This is a genomic window from Hydrogenophaga pseudoflava (assembly GCF_004353865.1).
GTDB lineage: Bacteria > Pseudomonadota > Gammaproteobacteria > Burkholderiales > Burkholderiaceae_C > Hydrogenophaga > Hydrogenophaga pseudoflava.
Genome location: NZ_CP037867.1, coordinates 2111366 through 2128482 on the forward strand (window position 1 = coordinate 2111366; position 17117 = coordinate 2128482).

The 17117-nt window shown below is 62.4% G+C and carries 15 protein-coding genes and 3 tRNA genes; 13 read left to right on the forward strand and 5 right to left on the reverse strand.

The features are described 5' to 3' along the window. Window positions 1-72 precede the first annotated feature (72 nt). Together HPF_RS10290 and HPF_RS10295 are read left to right on the forward strand one after the other, a co-directional pair. A complete protein-coding gene (locus tag HPF_RS10290; RefSeq protein WP_127806285.1) occupies window positions 73-366 on the forward strand; it encodes a hypothetical protein in 294 nt (97 codons plus the stop codon). A 6-nt stretch (window positions 367-372) separates the two neighbouring features. Then, window positions 373-1113 carry an SIMPL domain-containing protein gene (locus HPF_RS10295; protein WP_133156543.1) on the forward strand — a complete coding sequence of 247 codons (741 nt, stop codon included), beginning with the start codon at window positions 373-375 and terminating at the stop codon, window positions 1111-1113. A gap of 3 nt (window positions 1114-1116) precedes the next feature. Here the strand turns inward: HPF_RS10295 and HPF_RS10300 are convergent, their stop codons facing one another. Then, the gene (locus HPF_RS10300) at window positions 1117-1887 is read right to left on the reverse strand and encodes a 3-hydroxybutyrate dehydrogenase (RefSeq protein ID WP_133156544.1); all 771 of its coding nucleotides are present in this window, start codon (window positions 1885-1887) and stop codon (window positions 1117-1119) included. A 66-nt stretch (window positions 1888-1953) separates the two neighbouring features. Here HPF_RS10300 and HPF_RS10305 point away from each other — a divergent pair, with 66 nt between their 5' ends. The 5 genes from HPF_RS10305 (at window position 1954) to rimO (ending at window position 7477) form a co-directional block, all read left to right on the forward strand. After that, complete coding sequence (locus tag HPF_RS10305) at window positions 1954-2886, forward strand: alpha/beta fold hydrolase (RefSeq protein WP_079366138.1); 933 nt, start codon at window positions 1954-1956, stop codon at window positions 2884-2886. Between the two features lie 13 nt (window positions 2887-2899). After that, window positions 2900-5185: a RelA/SpoT family protein gene (locus tag HPF_RS10310; protein ID WP_079366139.1), complete on the forward strand. Its 2286-nt coding sequence runs from the start codon at window positions 2900-2902 to the stop codon at window positions 5183-5185. Between the two features lie 61 nt (window positions 5186-5246). After that, window positions 5247-5323 (forward strand) — tRNA-Val (locus HPF_RS10315). A gap of 195 nt (window positions 5324-5518) precedes the next feature. Further along, window positions 5519-6061 (forward strand): polyhydroxyalkanoate synthesis repressor PhaR, encoded by a 543-nt coding sequence (phaR, locus tag HPF_RS10320; RefSeq protein WP_241559573.1) that lies wholly within the window; start codon window positions 5519-5521, stop codon window positions 6059-6061. Between the two features lie 30 nt (window positions 6062-6091). Next, on the forward strand, window positions 6092-7477 hold the full coding sequence (gene rimO, locus HPF_RS10325; protein ID WP_133156545.1) for a 30S ribosomal protein S12 methylthiotransferase RimO: 1386 nt from the start codon (window positions 6092-6094) through the stop codon (window positions 7475-7477). Window positions 7478-7528: 51 nt separating this feature from the next. Here rimO and HPF_RS10330 read toward each other — a convergent pair. Both HPF_RS10330 and HPF_RS10335 read right to left on the reverse strand, forming a co-directional pair. Further along, a tRNA-Leu gene (locus tag HPF_RS10330) sits at window positions 7529-7613 on the reverse strand. 115 nt (window positions 7614-7728) lie between these two features. Then, window positions 7729-7813: transfer RNA gene (locus tag HPF_RS10335), tRNA-Leu, on the reverse strand. Window positions 7814-7862: 49 nt separating this feature from the next. Between HPF_RS10335 and rnr the strand changes: the two genes are divergently transcribed. Together rnr and HPF_RS10345 are read left to right on the forward strand one after the other, a co-directional pair. Continuing rightward, complete coding sequence (rnr, locus tag HPF_RS10340) at window positions 7863-10139, forward strand: ribonuclease R (RefSeq protein ID WP_127806287.1); 2277 nt, start codon at window positions 7863-7865, stop codon at window positions 10137-10139. After that, a complete protein-coding gene (locus HPF_RS10345) occupies window positions 10139-10693 on the forward strand; it encodes a YggT family protein (RefSeq protein ID WP_243721722.1) in 555 nt (184 codons plus the stop codon). Before rnr ends, HPF_RS10345 begins: the two co-directional genes overlap by 1 nt. A 9-nt stretch (window positions 10694-10702) precedes the next feature. Here the strand turns inward: HPF_RS10345 and HPF_RS10350 are convergent, their stop codons facing one another. Both HPF_RS10350 and HPF_RS10355 read right to left on the reverse strand, forming a co-directional pair. After that, the gene (locus HPF_RS10350; RefSeq protein ID WP_243721723.1) at window positions 10703-12175 is read right to left on the reverse strand and encodes an NAD(P)H-hydrate dehydratase; all 1473 of its coding nucleotides are present in this window, start codon (window positions 12173-12175) and stop codon (window positions 10703-10705) included. 176 nt (window positions 12176-12351) lie between these two features. Further along, window positions 12352-13572 (reverse strand): FAD-dependent oxidoreductase, encoded by a 1221-nt coding sequence (locus HPF_RS10355; protein WP_165961680.1) that lies wholly within the window; start codon window positions 13570-13572, stop codon window positions 12352-12354. Window positions 13573-13867: 295 nt separating this feature from the next. On the opposite strand from HPF_RS10355, the gene rpsB reads away from it, so the two are divergent. The 4 genes from rpsB (at window position 13868) to frr (ending at window position 17108) form a co-directional block, all read left to right on the forward strand. Continuing rightward, the gene (gene rpsB, locus HPF_RS10360; protein WP_066154354.1) at window positions 13868-14623 is read left to right on the forward strand and encodes a 30S ribosomal protein S2; all 756 of its coding nucleotides are present in this window, start codon (window positions 13868-13870) and stop codon (window positions 14621-14623) included. A gap of 110 nt (window positions 14624-14733) precedes the next feature. Further along, complete coding sequence (gene tsf, locus HPF_RS10365; protein WP_066154352.1) at window positions 14734-15627, forward strand: translation elongation factor Ts; 894 nt, start codon at window positions 14734-14736, stop codon at window positions 15625-15627. Between the two features lie 167 nt (window positions 15628-15794). Then, window positions 15795-16505, forward strand: a complete 711-nt coding sequence (pyrH, locus tag HPF_RS10370) for a UMP kinase (RefSeq protein ID WP_066154348.1) — start codon at window positions 15795-15797, stop codon at window positions 16503-16505. A gap of 42 nt (window positions 16506-16547) precedes the next feature. Next, window positions 16548-17108: a ribosome recycling factor gene (gene frr, locus HPF_RS10375; RefSeq protein WP_066154345.1), complete on the forward strand. Its 561-nt coding sequence runs from the start codon at window positions 16548-16550 to the stop codon at window positions 17106-17108. Window positions 17109-17117 lie beyond the last annotated feature (9 nt).

Sequence of the window (17117 nt, forward strand, 5' to 3'; positions counted from 1 at the left end):
GTTGCCCGACCCCCGCACACCGTTACCAGAGGCCCGCTCAGAATGCCTTCATCGTTCAGTTCAGCCAGAACCATGATCAACCATAAATACTCTGTGTCCGCGATGCTGCTGGGGGCGCCATTGCTCTCTGCCGCGTTGGAGTTGCGGGAGCAGCCTGCCCAGCCCCTGGCCTCTGAGCCTGTGGCGGTGTCGCCCGCCGAGATCCAGGAAGGACGCCCGGTGACCACACGGTTGCGCGATTCCCTGCGACAGCCGCTCAGCGATGGCTATGCCGCCAGCAAACCATTTCGGCTGTCTCCTGAAGAGCGGCAGCGCATGCGCGAACAGCTTCGCGGTCTGCCAGAGCAGTCCGCTCAATCAAAATAGCCGGCTATGAACAAATATCTGCGGGTGGCATCGTCGTGTCACCAGGCGGGCGTGCTCGCCTTGGTTTTTTCAGGGTTTCTGGGTGCTGGCGCTGCTTTTGCCCAACCTTTGCCTGCAGCCGCTCCGGTCAATGTGGTGGTGGTGTCTGCCAGCGCACAGCTTGAAGTGCCTCAGGACTGGGTCACGATGACCCTGAGCACCTCGCGCGATGGCAGTGATGCTGCTGCAGTGCAGAGCCAGTTGCGACAAGCGGTTGATGCCGCTCTGGCGGTTGCCAAGCCACAGGCCTCTGCTCAGCAACTGGAGGTGAGAACTGGATCGTTTGGTGTGTATCCGCGCCATGGCAGCAACGGACGTATCGTGGGCTGGCAGGGATCGGCGGAGCTGGTGCTGGAGGGGCGGGACTTTGTCCGCATCAGCACCACCGCGGGGAAGATCACTTCCATGGGCGTCGGCAACGTGGCCTTCTCGCTGTCCCGCGAAGCGCAACAAAAGCTCGAGTCCGAGGTTCAGGCATCGGCCATTGAGCGTTTCAAGGCCAAGGCAGTCGAGGTGGCCAAGGCCTTCGGCTTCGAGGGTTACACCCTGCGGGAGGTGTCGGTCAGCCCCGCCGACCAGGGCGAGCGACCGATGTACCGGATGCGAGCCGCGTCGGTGGCCCAGGCGCCTGCCGACGCCTCCATTCCTGTCGAGGCGGGCAAGAGCCTGGTCACGGTCTCGGTGTCGGGCTCGGTCCAGCTGCGCTGAGGTTCATTGCGCCACCCAGCCACCGTCCATGTTCCAGGCCACGCCACGCACGTTGGCGCCGGCTGGTGAGCAGAAAAACACCGCCAGTTCGCCCAACTCCTCGGGGGTGGTGAACTGCATCGATGGCTCCTTCTCGCCCAGCAACTGCTTCTTGGCGTCCTCGTCGGAAAGGCCCAGTGCCGCCGCCTTGGCATCCACCTGTTTCTGTACCAGTGGTGTCAGCACCCAGCCAGGACAGATTGCGTTGCAGGTCACGCCGGTGGTCGCGTTTTCAAGGGCGGTCACTTTGGTCAGGCCGACCACCCCATGCTTGGCCGCAACGTAGGCCGACTTCTCCGCAGACGCGACCAGACCGTGGACCGAGGCCACATTGATGATGCGTCCCCAGTTCGCTGCGCGCATGGCGGGCAGCGCCAGGCGGGTGGCGTGGAACGCACTGGAGAGATTGATGGCGATCACCGCATCCCAGCGCTCGACCGGGAAGTCCTCCACGCGCGCCACATGCTGGATGCCGGCGTTGTTCACCAGGATGTCGACCTGGCCAAAGCGGCTGGCCGCGAACTTCATCATGTCTTCAATCTCGGCCGGCTTGCTCATGTCCGCGCCGTGGTAGGCCACCTGCACACCCAGGGCTGCGATCTCTGCCTGCGGGCCTTCAGAGTCACCGAAACCATTGAGAACAATGTTCGCACCCTGTCGAGCCAGCGCCTTGGCGATGCCCAGTCCAATGCCGCTGGTCGAGCCGGTGACAAGGGCGGTTTTGTTGGCAAGCATGAGGGATCTCCAGTTCCATTACGATCGGTTGAACAACATGCAAACCATTATCACGGAGTCCGAGGAATGAGCGGTTCCAGCCAGATGCCAGAGCTGCGGTTCGTCGATGTTCCCGGGCCTGTCGCCAACAGCGGCCAGCAGCGCCGGCTGGCGTACTGGGACTGGATGCCGCAACAAGGTGCCGATGCCCACCGCGTCGTGGTGTGTGTGCATGGGCTGTCCCGCCAGGGTCGTGACTTCGATGTGCTGGCGTCCGCCCTGACCGCGCAGGCGCGCGTCATCGCCGTGGACGTTGCCGGTCGCGGATTCAGCGACTGGCTTGCCGACCCGATGACCTATCAGGTGGGAACCTACGCAGCGGATGTGGGCAGCCTCATTGCCAGGCTGCGTTCCGAAAACCCCATGCTTCAGATCGACTGGATCGGCACCAGCATGGGGGGGCTGATCGGCATGGCCCTGGCGGCCCAGCCTGCCATGGGCTTCCGCAGGCTGGTGCTCAACGATGTCGGTCCGGTGCTCCAATGGGAAGCCTTGCGGCGCATCGGAACCTATCTGGGACTCAACCCCTCCTTTGCCAGCGAGCAGGAGGCTGCGGACTATCTGTGGTCGATCTCCACCGGATTTGGACCTCACTGCCAGCAGCAGTGGATGGCACTGTCCCGTCCCATGCTGCGCGAGCGGGAGGGGCGCTGGTGGCTGCACTACGACCCTGCGCTGGCCGTTCCGATCCGGGCGCTGACAGACATGGATGAATCTGTCGGTCGCCAAGTGGTGGCCGACGGGGAGGCTGCCCTGTGGGCGCTGTATGACGCCATTTCGGCCCCCACCCTGCTGCTGCGGGGCGCCGATTCCGACCTCCTGACGCGCGAGACGGCGAAGGCCATGTCTGAAAGAGGACCCCGCGCGCGTTGCGTCGAGTTTCAGGGTGTTGGACATGCGCCGACCCTGGTGGTGCCAGACCAGGTGGCGGCGGTGGTCGGCTTCCTGGAACAGGCCTGAGCGAACCTTTTCCATGCAGTATTCGACTTCTGTCCCTCCACCGCCGACGTCGGCCATCGTGGCCGCCACCTCGGACAGCTTCTTGCCACGGCAGGCACAGGCTTTGGCACGTGCACGTGCCTTTGCAGAGCCCTTGCTGGCCAGCGAACAACTGGACACTGGCGAGAACATCCTCTCGCACGCCGACGCGGTCGCCACGGTGCTGCGCGACATCGGTGGGTCGGAGGCGATGCAGGCTGCGGCCTATCTGGTGTACGCCTGTCAGTACCTCAACAGGCCACAGGAGGTGATTGCCAAAGCGTTCGGCGAGAACTTCGCGGCACTCGCTCTTGAGACGACCAAGCTGGTGCAACTGCAGCGGCAGGCGCGCATCAAGTCGGCCGAGGTGCAGAACCGGAAGACAGGAGAGCGTCTGGCCGCGCAAGAGGCGGCCCTGCCAGTGGCGTCACCGGGCAAGGTGCCCGTGTCCGAACTGGCGGCCAGCCAGACCGAGAACGTCCGCAAGATGCTGCTGGCGTTTTCCCGTGACCTGCGGGTGGTGATGCTGCGGCTGGCATCGCGCCTGCAGACGCTGCGCTATTTCGCGGCATGCAAGGGCGACCCTGGTCTGGCCTTGGCCAGCGAGTCGCTTCATGTGTTCGCTCCACTGGCCAACCGGCTGGGCATCTGGCAGATCAAGTGGGAGATGGAAGATCTGGCCTTCCGTTTTCTTGAGCCACAGACGTACAAAGATGTCGCCCGTCTGTTGGATGAAAAGCGGGCAGAGCGCGAGGTTCACATCGAGCAGGTGCGGTTGCAGCTTGAGACGGACCTGCAAGGGCAGGGCATCCAGGCGTCGGTCCAGGGACGGCCCAAGCACATCTACAGCATCGTCAAGAAGATGCGTGGCAAGTCGCTGGACTTTGACCAGGTGTTCGACATCCGGGCGCTGCGGGTCGTGGTGCCTTCAACCGATGACTGCTACGCGGTGTTGGCGCTTGTGCACTCGCAGTTCACGCCTGTTGCGGAAGAGTTCGACGACTACATCGCCAAGCCCAAGGCCAATGGTTACCAGTCCTTGCACACGGTGGTGCGCGACGCGCAGGGCAGGGCATTCGAGATCCAGATCCGGTCCCAGGCCATGCACGACCACGCGGAACACGGGGTGGCCGCTCACTGGGCCTACAAGGAGGCGGGCACCAAAGGCTATGCGGGCGTGTCGGCCAGTTCCGAGTACGACGCCAAGATTGCGGTGCTTCGACAACTGCTGGCCTGGGAGCGTGACCTCAGCGGGGCGTCACCGGGCCTGTTCGACGACCGCATCTATGTCCTGACGCCGGATGCCGCCATCGTGGAGCTGTCGCAGGGCGCCACGCCCGTTGACTTCGCCTATTCGGTGCACACGAACCTGGGGCATCGCTGCAGAGGGGCCCGGGTGGACGGCGTCATGGTTCCGCTGAACACGGCGCTGCAGAATGGCCAGACCGTCGAGATCATCGCCGCCAAGGAAGGCGGCCCTTCGCGCGACTGGCTCAACCCTGAGCTGGGCTACCTGGTTGGCCACCGTGCCAAGAGCAAGGTCCGGGCATGGTTCAATCAACTGGCGATGGAAGAGACCGTTGCCCGGGGGCGTGAGGCGGTGGAGCGTCTCCTGCAGCGAGAGGGGCGCACGGCGCTGAGGTTCGAGGATCTGGCCAGCTCGGCGGGTCTTCCCTCGGCACAGGCGCTGTTCGAACAGGTGGGTAAGGACGAACTGTCGCTTCGCACGCTGGAAGTGCTTCTGCGGCAGGGAGATCAGCCTGTTGTTGAGGACATTCCCCCGTGGTTGAAAAAGCCGCGTCCCGTGCGCTCGGCCCCCAGCGGGGGCGTGCTGGTGGTCGGTGTCGACTCGCTGATGACGCAGTTGGCCAAATGCTGCAAGCCGGCGCCGCCCGACGATATCCGGGGGTTCGTGACCCGTGGCAAGGGGGTGAGCATCCATCGCAGCGATTGCAGCGACTTTGCCCATCTGCAGCGCACCAGTCCTGATCGGGTGATCGACGTGCAATGGGGTGGCGCTGTCTCTGGCGGGCGGGAAGGGGCTTCCGCCGTGTACCCGGTGGACGTTGCCGTGGAGGCGATTGACCGGCAGGGGTTGCTGAGGGACATTTCCGATGTGTTTGCACGCGAGAAGATGAACGTCATCGGGGTGCAGACGCAATCGGTCAAGGGCATTGCGTGGATGACCTTCACCATCGAGGTCACCGATGCGAGGCAGGTGTCCCGTGCGATGTCGGTGGTCGGGGACGTGGCAGGTGTGCGCATGGTCCGGCGCAAATGATTTGCGGGTTTGGACAAAACGTAGAATTCGCTGCTATACTGCGAGGCTTCGGACAGTTTGCAGGCGCGTAGCTCAGCTGGTTAGAGCACCACCTTGACATGGTGGGGGTCGTTGGTTCGAGTCCAATCGCGCCTACCAAACATCTCCGAAACGACAAGGGCCCGACATTGCGTCAGGCCCTTTTTCTTTGTGCGGCAGCCTGGCGCCATGGCATCATCTGCGATGCGCACAGGGAAAACCCATTTGGCAGCCTTGGGGAGACTTCCTAGAATCCGGCGCAACAGCAGCCTCCACAACGCGGGGGGCTCTCCGTCTTCACGTGAAGGTCCTGTAGTGCAAAAAAGCAAGGCCGATGCCCAAGGCTCCTCCCCGGATGCCGTGCGGGTCATCAAGAAATATCCCAACCGGCGCCTTTACGACACCGATACGTCGTCGTACATCACACTGGCCGAGGTCAAATCTCTTGTGATGGACAACGAGCGTTTCGTGGTGCGGGACGCCAAGACCAACGAGGACCTGACCCGCAGCATCCTGCTGCAGATCATTCTGGAAGAGGAGACGGCAGGCGCGCCGATCTTCACCGAGCAGGTGCTGGCCAACATCATCCGTTTTTACGGTCACGCGATGCAGGACTTCATGGGGGCTTATCTGGAAAAGAACGTCCAGATATTCATGGATTTGCAGGCCAAGATGGCAGAACAGTCCAAGGGGCTGAATCCAGAGGTCTGGAAGCAGTTTATGAATGTCCAGTCTCCCATGATGCAGGGCATGATGGGAACGTATCTGGAGCAGTCTCGCAGCGCGTTCACGCAGATGCAGGAGCAGATGCAGAAGAACAGCGAGCAGATGCTGGCCGCTTTTGGCCTCAAGCGCTGACCCGGTCGGCCGGTCTGAGACAATCTGGGGATGAGTGAATCCCCTGTTTCCACCAGCGCCACGGCGCCCAAAGTAGGGTTTGTGAGTCTGGGTTGCCCCAAGGCCCTCACGGACTCCGAACTGATCCTCACGCAACTGAGCGCCGAGGGTTACCAGACATCCAAGACCTTTGCAGGTGCCGACATCGTCATCGTCAACACCTGTGGCTTCATTGATGACGCTGTCAAGGAGAGCCTGGACACCATCGGGGAGGCTTTGGCCGAGAACGGCAAGGTGATCGTCACCGGCTGCCTTGGCGCGCGCGAGGGCGATGGCGGTGGCAACCTGGTGCAGCAGATGCACCCGAGCGTGCTGGCGGTGACCGGCCCTCACGCCACCCATGAGGTGATGGAGGCAGTGCACAGGCACCTTCCCAAGCCGCACGATCCTTTTGTTGACTTGGTGCCACCCCAGGGCATCAAGCTCACTCCGCGCCATTACGCCTACCTGAAGATCAGCGAGGGCTGCAACCACCGCTGCACCTTCTGCATCATTCCGTCGATGCGAGGTGATCTGGTCAGTCGTCCTGTGGGTGATGTGCTGACAGAAGCGCGCAAGTTGTTTGAGGCCGGAGTCAAGGAGTTGTTGGTGGTCAGCCAGGACACATCGGCCTATGGTGTCGATGTGCAATACCGGACTGGTTTCTGGGATGGCAAGCCAGTGAAAACCAAGATGCTCGATCTGGTTCGCACGCTTGGTGAGTTGGCAAGAGGATTTGGCGCATGGGTGCGTCTGCACTACGTGTACCCATATCCCCACGTGGACGACGTGATTCCGCTGATGGCCGAGGGTCTGATCCTGCCGTATCTGGATGTGCCACTGCAGCACAGCCATCCCGATGTGCTCAAGCGGATGAAGCGCCCCGCCAGTGGGGAAAGAAATCTGGAACGCATTGCCCGCTGGCGCGAGATCTGCCCTGAGATCGTGGTGCGCAGCACCTTCATCGTAGGATTTCCCGGAGAGACGGAGGCTGAGTTTCAGAATCTGCTCGATTTCTTGGCCGAAGCGCGCATTGATCGTGCGGGTTGCTTTGCGTACTCGCCGGTGGAGGGGGCCGCAGCCAACGCACTGACTGATCCTGTCGCGGATGCGGTGCGGGAAGAGCGCCGCGCGCGCTTCATGGAGGTCGCGGAGGCGGTGTCCGCTGACAAACTGCGCTCCCGCGTGGGCTCGACCATGCAGGTGCTGGTGGATTCGGCGCCCGGCCTGGGTAAGAAGGGGGGTGTTGGCCGCAGTTACGCGGATGCGCCGGAGATCGATGGCGTGGTGCGACTGCTGCCACCAGAGAAGATCAGCAAGACGCTCAAGGTGGGGGAGTTCACTCGCGCGCGCATCGTTGCAGCGGACGGTCACGACCTCGTGGCTCAGCCGATTTGATGCAGCAAACAGAAAGGGCTTGCAAACGAATTGTATGCAAGCCCTTGTGTTTGGTGCCCAAGAGAGGACTCGAACCTCCACGCCTCTCAGCGCTAGTACCTGAAACTAGTGCGTCTACCAATTCCGCCACCTGGGCATCTCAAGATGCTCGCATTATAGCCTGCGGCTCAGCGCGTTTTGGCTGCGCTGTTTGCGGTCCAGATAAAAAAAGAAAAGGGCTTGCAAACTCTTCGTTTGCAAGCCCTTATGATTGGTGCCCAAGAGAGGACTCGAACCTCCACGCCTCTCGGCGCTAGTACCTGAAACTAGTGCGTCTACCAATTCCGCCACCTGGGCATCTCAGGAAGACGACTAGTATAGCAGTAAAAAAACAGAACTCATAATCTTGAACGAAAAAAACAATCTTCTGGCCGAATTCGAAGGTGTCGTCTCCGGTCATCGCGACGGACACGGCTTTGTGATCCGTGATGACGGACAGCCAGACATCTATCTTCCTTCCAACGAAATGAGAGCGGTGCTGCACAAGGACCGGGTGAAGGCCCGCATCGTGCGGCTGGATCGCAAGGGCAGGCCCGAAGGGCGGGTGACCGAGATCATTGAGCGCCCTGCTGCCCCCATCATCGGTCGACTGCTGCAAGAGAGTGGCGTGTGGCTCGTCGCCCCTGAGGACAAGCGCTATGGCCAGGACGTCCTGATTCCCAAGGGGGCCACTGGATCGGCCAAGACCGGCCAGGTGGTGGTGGTCGAACTGACCGAACCTCCGGCTCTGTATGGGCAGCCTGTCGGCCGTGTCAAGGAGGTGCTTGGCGAGATCGATGACCCCGGGATGGAGATCGAGATTGCGGTGCGTAAGTACGGTGTGCCGCACGAGTTTTCGGACTCGGCACTTGCAGAGGCCCGGGCACTGCCCGACAAAGTCCGGCCGGCGGACCTGAAGCATCGGGTCGATCTGCGCGACGTGGCCCTGGTGACCATCGACGGCGAAGATGCGCGGGACTTTGACGACGCGGTGTACTGCGAGCCAGCCAAGGTGGGGCGGGGCAAGGGTTGGCGTCTGCTGGTGGCCATTGCCGATGTGAGTCACTATGTGAAGACCGGCGCGCCGATCGACGTGGACGCTTACGACCGGGCCACTTCGGTTTATTTCCCTCGTCGCGTGATCCCGATGCTGCCAGAGAAGCTTTCCAACGGACTGTGCTCTCTGAACCCGGATGTGGATCGCCTGTGCATGGTCTGTGACATGCTGGTCAATGCCAAGGGTGAGGTGCATGCCTACCAGTTCTATCCGGCAGTGATGCACAGCCATGCGCGCTTCACCTACACCGAGGTGGCTGCGATCCTGCAGAACACGCGGGGTCCTGAGGCTCAGAACCGCAAGGCACTGGTTCCGCACCTGCTGAATTTGCACGACGTGTACCGGGCGCTGGTCGCGGCCCGCAACAAGCGGGGGGCGGTCGACTTCGAGACGGTGGAAACGCAGATCGTGTGCGATGAATCCGGCCGCATCGAGAAGATCGTGCCGCGCACCCGCAACGACGCCCACAAGCTGATTGAAGAAGCCATGCTGGCGGCCAACGTGTGCTCTGCCGATTTCATTGGTCAGAGCAAACACGCAGGCCTGTTCCGTGTGCACGAAGGGCCGACGCCGGAGAAGCAGGAGACCTTGCGCAACTACCTCAAAGCCATGGGTGTTCCGCAGTCCATCAGCGACAACCCCCACCCGTCCGAGTTCCAGCAGATCGCCGAGGCGACCAAGGATCGGCCGGAGGCCCAGCAGATCCACAGCATGCTGCTGCGCTCCATGTCGCAGGCGATCTATACGCCGATGAATCAGGGGCATTTTGGTCTCGCGTTCGATGCCTACACCCACTTCACCAGTCCGATCCGGCGCTACCCCGATCTGCTGGTTCACAGGGTCATCAAGGCCATCCTGACCAAGCAGAAGTACCAGTTGCCCGCCTTGCCAACGCCTGGGGAAGCGCACGCCAAACTGAGCAAGCGCCTGGCCAGCCGGGCCCGCCCGCCCGTGGCTGGAGAGGCGGTGAAGAAGCCTTCGGCCGATCTGCTGGCTTGGCAGGCGGCCGGCTTGCACTGCAGTGCCAACGAGCGACGTGCCGATGAAGCCAGTCGTGATGTGGAGGCGTGGCTCAAGTGCAAGTACATGCGCGAGCACCTGGGCGAGGAGTTCAGTGGCGTCGTGACCTCAGTCACCAGCTTCGGACTGTTCGTGACGCTCGATGCGATGTATGTGGAAGGGCTGGTGCACATCACCGAGCTGGGCGGAGAGTACTTCCGGTTCGACGAGGCGCGGCAGGAGCTCCGCGGGGAGCGAACAGGCATCCGGTACGCGTTGGGATCCAGGGTGCAGGTTCAGGTGAGCCGGGTCGACTTGGACGGGCGTCGCATTGACTTCCGGCTTGTGTCGGGCAACGACGATGCCATGCTGCGGGCCATGCGCGACAAGACTGGCGGAGAGGGGGCGCCGGATCAAGGCGGGGGACGGCGTCTGCGTGAGCGTGAGGAGCGGGCGCAGGGCAAGGCAACTCCCCGGGAATCCACGGGGCCCGGCAAGGGCGCAACCGCCAAAGGAGGCGGGCGCAACAAGGAGGCCAGAGGTTCTGCGCGCGGTGGGGCGGGCAAGACGCGGAAGGGGCGTCGCTGATGGCCGCCGCGCTTTTTTTCGTTTTGGAGACGGTGTTTTTTCTGCTCATAGGAGCGGCGCTCCTGCGAGCCTGGATGAATCACCTTCGCATCAACATGTCGGCTCAGCCCGGCCGGTTCGCCATGGCGCTCACACACTGGCTGGTGGGACCAGTGCGCAAAATCCTGCCGCGCTCCATGTCCCAGAGCCCGATCGACTGGGGCAGCCTGCTGGCTGCGGTGCTGCTGGCCATTGGCTATGGCGGTTTGCGCCTGATGCTCGGTGCGGCACTGGCGCCGTCGTCCGTTGGTGTGGTCGCGCCCTTGGTGGCCATTCCGGGTTTGGCTTTTTATCTACTGATCCGGGTGTTGCTTCAGGGGCTTATCTTCCTGTTGCTGGTGTTTGCGGTGCTCTCGTGGGTGCAGTCAGGTGCACCGGTGATGGGCACGCTGGACCGGCTTTGCTCGCCCCTGCTGCGCCCCATCCGAAGGGTGGTGCCACAGATCGGCGGTGTGGATTTGTCCGTGCTTGTGCTCATCGTCCTGCTGCAGATCGGGCTGATTTTGCTGGGGTGACGCGCCGGCTCAGCAGCGCGCTCCACGAATGCACTCCACTAGGCGGTTGGCCGTGAGGGTCTGTTCATGGTGCACCACCCATTGGTCTGCCAATCTGCCATGACCTGACACGGCCTCAAGGACCGCCTCATAGGAGGGCGCTGATCGACTAGTGGAGTTCGCCAGTGAGGCTCCGATCCATCCGGCCAGGACGTCTCCTGTGCCCGCAGTGGCCAGCGCCGGATTGCCGCTGGCGTTGATCCGGGGTGTTTCGCCAGGCGCGTGAATCACCGTTCCAGATCCCTTGAGCACAGCGATCACGTTCAACTGCTCGCTGAGCAGACGCGCTGCGCCGAGGCGGTCCTTCATTACTGAAGGCGTGCTGGTCGACAGCAGGCGCGCTGCTTCAAGCGGGTGAGGGGTGACGACGGTGACCCAGTTTCGCGCGCTGCGCTCCACCACCAGGCGGCGGAGCGCGTCATCGCCAGCAACGGCGTTCAGCGCGTCTGCATCCAGGACCAGGGATGGGCAAGTCGACAGGATGCTGGGGAGATACTTGGCAATTGCCTGGCCGCCGCCGCAGCCGCACACCACAGTGGCTTGCCGTAACAAGGTCTCATCGGCGAGCAGCGTGTCTGTTTGCCTGAACATGAGCTCAGGACATTGGGGATCCCAGGAGGGCTGTTGTGCATCGGGAGAAAGAAGCCCGACATAGACCCGACCGGCGCCTGCGTGAAGTGCGGCCCGTGCGGCGAGGATGGCTGCCCCGGTCATGCCGGCACCGGAGGGCGCGAGACCCTGACCGCCGACCACGAGCACATCTCCTTGGCTTCCCTTGTGGGCCGCATGCGCCCGGCGCGTACGTGCATCGGTTGCGCCTTGAAGAATGGCGGCATATGCCGGGCAGTTGGTGGCTGTGGCTCCCAGTGTGTCCAGCCACACGGATCCCGCCTGATCTCGACCTGCGGCAGTGAACAGTCCTGGTTTGAGTGTCAGCAGAGACAGTGTGTGCCGGGGGCCGTTCGGTATCGGTGCAGCAGGCCCCAGGTACTCTCCGGTGTCGGCCAGGAGGCCGCTGGGCACATCTACGCACAGCACTGTGGCGCTGGTTCGGTGCAGGCGGCGCAGATACTCGGCCATTTCACCAGCAGGGGGGCGAGTTGTTCCGATGCCCAGCAGGGCATCAATGGCCACGTCAAAATCATGCGGCGGCGAGGACGCTAACGTCACTCCACTTTCCAGGGCCAGGGTCAGGGCGTGCGCGGCATCTGGAGGCAACCGGCCGGGGTCACCGGTGAGCGTGGTGACGATCTCCGGCCGGCCCTGGCGGCTTTGGGCGTGCAGAGACAAGTGGCGAGCGGCCACCAGCCCATCGCCCCCGTTGTTGCCCGGACCGCAGGCGATCCAGATGCGGCGGGCGTGGGGGGCAAGGGCCATGGTCAGGTCGGCCACACTTCGTCCTGCACGGGCCATCAGCTCATGCGCTGGCAGGGACGCCGTCATCGCGCGCTCCAGCGCGCGCGTGGCTGCGCTGTCGTGCAGTGGTTCGCTGCAGAGGGGCCCGATGCGCCGCACTCGAGTCATCGTTGTTCGTTGATGAAGCGGAGCGTTTGCATGGAATGCCTCCTGGGTGCGTTGATCGTGTGCTTGACCCATGGTGGGGCGGCAGGACCAGTCCGTCAAGCGGCCGCGGGCAGGCTTCTTTGCGCCTGGAAGGGGGTGATGTCGATCTCGGGTGGCCGGCCAGACAACTGATTCGCTAGCACTTTGGCGCAGCCGCAGGCCAAAAGCCAGCCGTGCATGCCATGCCCCGCATTTATCCAGACGTCTGGCACGCCGGAGGGGCCAAGCATAGGCAGTGCGTCAGGCGTTGTTGTCACTGTGCCGCTCCACTCTTGTACAGCGCCCGAGACTCCCGTCCTAAGCGCTCCCGGAAACCAGTCGCTTAGAGACTCGTACAGCGGTTTGAATGCGGCCCCGGCCCGGGGCAGTCGCGAAGCTCGGAGGGCAGGGCCGACTGCACGAACCCATTGTCCAGTGCGGGCGATCGTGATGCCCTGCTGGAGGTCGTGAATGGTCGCCGATGGCGCATCCAGGGGTTCGCGGATGAGCCCCGAGACCGCATGGGCAACCCGGGTTTCCATCGAAAGGTCCAGTCCGTATGGTTTCAAGAGCCCGCGTGTTGCTTCGCCTGCGCACAAGACGACGCCATCGAACAGTTCAATGGAGGCATCCTGCTGGTTGCTCAGCACACGGATGCCGCGCTGGCCGGGCATGTGCTGAATGCCCAGAACCTCGGTTGCGAACCGAAAGCGGCAGCCGGCGTGCTGGGCATGGGCCTTGAGTTGCAGCACGAACTGACGGCAGTTCGCAGACCACGTCTCAGGAACGACAAGCGAGCCTGCGAGCGTGGTGTCGGGGTTCAGCGCCGCCTCAAGATTTCTGGCATGTTCTGCGTCGGTCAGAAGGGACTTGCAGCCATAGTCCGCAAGGATGCTTTGCAGTCGGGCTGCAACCGGGTGCCCTGACGGGTCCCTCCATACGGTCATCAGGCCTTGCTGCTCACCGAAGGATGGCATCAGATGTTCGGACAGCTGTGAGAGCCGTTCGAGCGAGTGGCAGGCCATGGCCAGAAGGGCTGGTCCCGGATTTGGGTTGACGGGTGACCGGTGGCCCAGCAGCTTCGACCACCAAGATTGTTGGCGCTCGTTCGCCCGTTCCCATTCCAGGGCAGCACACGCGGCCATCCATTCTGGTGCGAGCAAGCCCCCAGGGGAAAAGCTGGCTTCTTCTGCCGCTGTCTGGCGTCGCTCGAATACGGTGACCGAGTGCTCATCCTGGGCCAGTTCATAGGCGGTGGTGACGCCGACCACGCCTGCACCAAGCACGGCGAGCTTCAATCGCAGCTCCCGCTGATGTGGCGGGCAGAAGGAGGGCAGAAGCGATCGGCACAATGCATGGATGGTCGGGGGCGAGGAGTACGGTATGGCGGTACGGCCAAGAATCGCCGTGCGCCAGGAGCGGTGCTGCTATAATTGACAGGCTTTGCTGCTGGTAGTCCATTGCTGGAGTACTGGTGTCAGGCAAATCCCAAACCAGCCTAACCAGGTGTTGCATCGCGGAATAAAGGCCTTTATGAAGGTCGAACACGAAGCAATCGGGGCTGGATTTTAGACCCAACCTCTGGAATACATCATGTCGATCTCCATGCGCGAAATGCTGGAAGCCGGTGTCCACTTTGGCCACCAAACCCGCTTCTGGAACCCCAAGATGGCCCCGTTCATTTTCGGCCATCGCAACAAGATTCACATCGTCAACCTCGAAAAGACGTTGCCGATGTTCGAAGAGGCTGCCAAGTTCGTGAAGCAGCTCTCCGCCAACCGCGGCACCATCCTCATGGTGGGCACCAAGCGCACCTCGCGTGACATCGTGGCCCAGGAAGCCCGTCGTGCTGGCGTTCCCTTTGTCGATCAGCGCTGGCTGGGTGGCATGCTGACCAACTTCAAGACGGTCAAGACCTCGATCAAGCGTCTGAAGGACATGCAGGCTCAAAAAGAAGCCGGCCTCGACAGCATGAGCAAGAAGGAGCAGCTCATGTTCGCTCGTGAAATGGAAAAGCTGGAGAAGGACATCGGCGGTATCCAGGACATGACCGCGCTGCCCGATGCCATCTTCATCATCGACGTGGGCTTCCACAAGATCGCCGTGTCCGAGGCTCAGAAGCTGGGCATTCCGCTGGTCGGCGTGGTGGACACCAACCACTCGCCCGTGGGTATTGACTATGTGATCCCCGGCAACGACGACTCGGCCCGTGCTGTGGCTCTGTACGCCCGTGGCATCGCTGATGCCATCCTCGAAGGTCGTGCCAACGCGGTGAACGATGTTGTCAAGGCCGTCGCTGCCGAAGGCGGCGACGAGTTCGTGGAAGTCAAGGAAGACGCGGCTGCCTGAGCCTCGCAGCCTGTGCGAAAGAGGGGCTCCAGTAGCCCCTTTTTCACAAGCAAAACCGATTAATGAACAGTGTGAGTCCGCGCTGCGGACCCGGACAACGGAGAACTGAAATGGCAATTACCGCAAGCATGGTCGCTGAACTGCGTGCCAAGACCGACGCACCCATGATGGAGTGCAAGAAGGCGCTGACTGAGGCCGATGGCGATATGGCCAAGGCTGAAGAGCTGTTGCGTGTCAAGCTGGGTACCAAGGCCGGCAAGGCCGCCAGTCGTGTGACCGCCGAAGGCGTGGTCGCTGCTGCCATCAGCGGCAATACGGGCGCCCTGATCGAAGTCAACTGTGAAACCGACTTCGTGACCAAGAACGACAGCTTCCTGGCGCTGGCCAGTGCTGCGGCCAAGCTGGTGGCCGATCACAACCCGGCTGACATCGAAGCCCTGGGTGCCTTGGCCTACGAGCAGGACGGCTTTGGCCCCACGCTGGAAGAAGTGCGCAAGGGCCTGATCGGCAAGATCGGCGAGAACATGTCTTTCCGCCGTTTCAAGCGCTGGGCCAACGGTGGTCAGCTGGCCTCCTACCTGCATGGCACCCGCATTGGCGTTGTGGTCGAGTTCGACGGTGATGCAACGGCTGCCAAGGACGTCGCCATGCATGTGGCAGCCATGAAGCCTGTGTCTTTGACTTCGGCTGATGTTCCTGCAGAACTGATCGAGCGCGAGCGTTCTGTGGCAGCGGCCAAGGCCGCCGAGTCGGGCAAGCCGGCCGACATCGCCGCCAAGATGGTGGAAGGTTCGGTTCAGAAGTACCTGAAGGAAGTTTCGCTCTTCGACCAGGTCTTCGTGAAGGCGGCCGATGGCAAGCAGACCGTTGGTGCGTACCTCAAGACTGCGAACACTGCGGTCAAGAGCTTCACCCTGTATGTGGTGGGTGAAGGCATCGAGAAGAAGGTCGACGATTTCGCCGCCGAGGTTGCAGCCCAGGTTGCAGCGGCCAAAGGTGCCTGAACCCGTCGCCGTATCTAGCTGATCATGACAACGGGCCGCAAGGCCCGTTGTCATATTCGGTCGCTGAATTTTCCGGTGTCTGGCGACGCTGGGCCTCGAATCACACGCGGCTCCTCGCTACACTTGCCGGTTGCACATACAACAAGAGTCGTCACACAGGAATTCTCATGCCGTCCTACCAGCGCATTCTTCTGAAACTCTCCGGTGAAGCCCTGATGGGCGACGATGCCTTCGGCATCAACCGCGCGACCATTGTCCGCATGGTCGAGGAGATTGCCGAAGTGACCCGTCTGGGCGTCCAGGTGGCCATCGTGATCGGGGGCGGCAACATTTTCCGCGGGGTGGCTGGTGGCTCCGTCGGCATGGATCGCGCCACGGCCGATTACATGGGCATGCTTGCCACCGTGATGAACTCGCTGGCGCTGGCCGACACCATGGACAAGGCCGGATTGGTGGCCCGCGTGATGTCGGCGATCGCCATTGAGCAGGTGGTGGAGCCGTACGTGCGTCCCAAAGCCCTGCAGTATCTCGAAGAGGGCAAGGTGGTGGTTTTTGCCGCGGGCACAGGCAACCCGTTTTTCACAACCGACACGGCCGCCGCGCTGCGTGGCGCAGAGATCGGAGCCGAGATCGTGCTCAAGGCCACCAAGGTTGATGGTGTGTACACCGCCGACCCCAACAAGGACCCCAAGGCCACCCGCTACACAGCGTTGACGTTTGACGAGGCCATGGCCAAAAACCTTCAGGTGATGGATGCGACGGCCTTTGCCCTTTGCCGAGACCAGAAGTTGCCCGTCAAGGTGTTTTCGATTTTCAAGCCCGGGGCGCTGCGCAATGTGGTGCTGGGCGGGGACGAGGGAACACTCGTCCACGTCTGACCGACGCTTGGTACAGAGAACCTGTCTTCCATAGGAGCATTCATGAGCATCGCCGAGATCCGTCAGAACGCCGAACACAAGATGAACCAGTCGCTGGAGGCGCTGAAAACCAGCCTTTCCAAGGTGCGCACTGGCCGCCCCAACCCGCAGATCCTGGATACCGTGCATGTCGAGTACTACGGTTCCATGTTGCCGTTGTCACAGGTGGCCAACCTGTCCCTGCTGGATGCCCGAACCATCGGGGTCGCTCCCTGGGAGAAGGGCATGGGCGCCAAGATCGAGAAGGCCATCCGGGAGTCGGATCTGGGCTTGAACCCGGCCAGTCAGGGGGACCTGATCCGTGTGCCGATGCCTCCCATGACGGAAGAGCGCCGCAAGGAACTGACCAAGGTCGTCAAAGGCGAAGGCGAGGCCGCGAAAGTGGCTGTCCGCAACCTGCGTCGCGATGCCAACGAGCACGTCAAGAAATTGCTGAAGGACAAGCTGGTGTCGGAAGACGACGAGCGCCGTGCCCAGGACGACATCCAGAAGCTGACCGACCGGATGATCGGGGAGATCGACCGGATTGTCGCCTCCAAGGAACAGGACATCCTGGCGGTCTGATTCGCACCC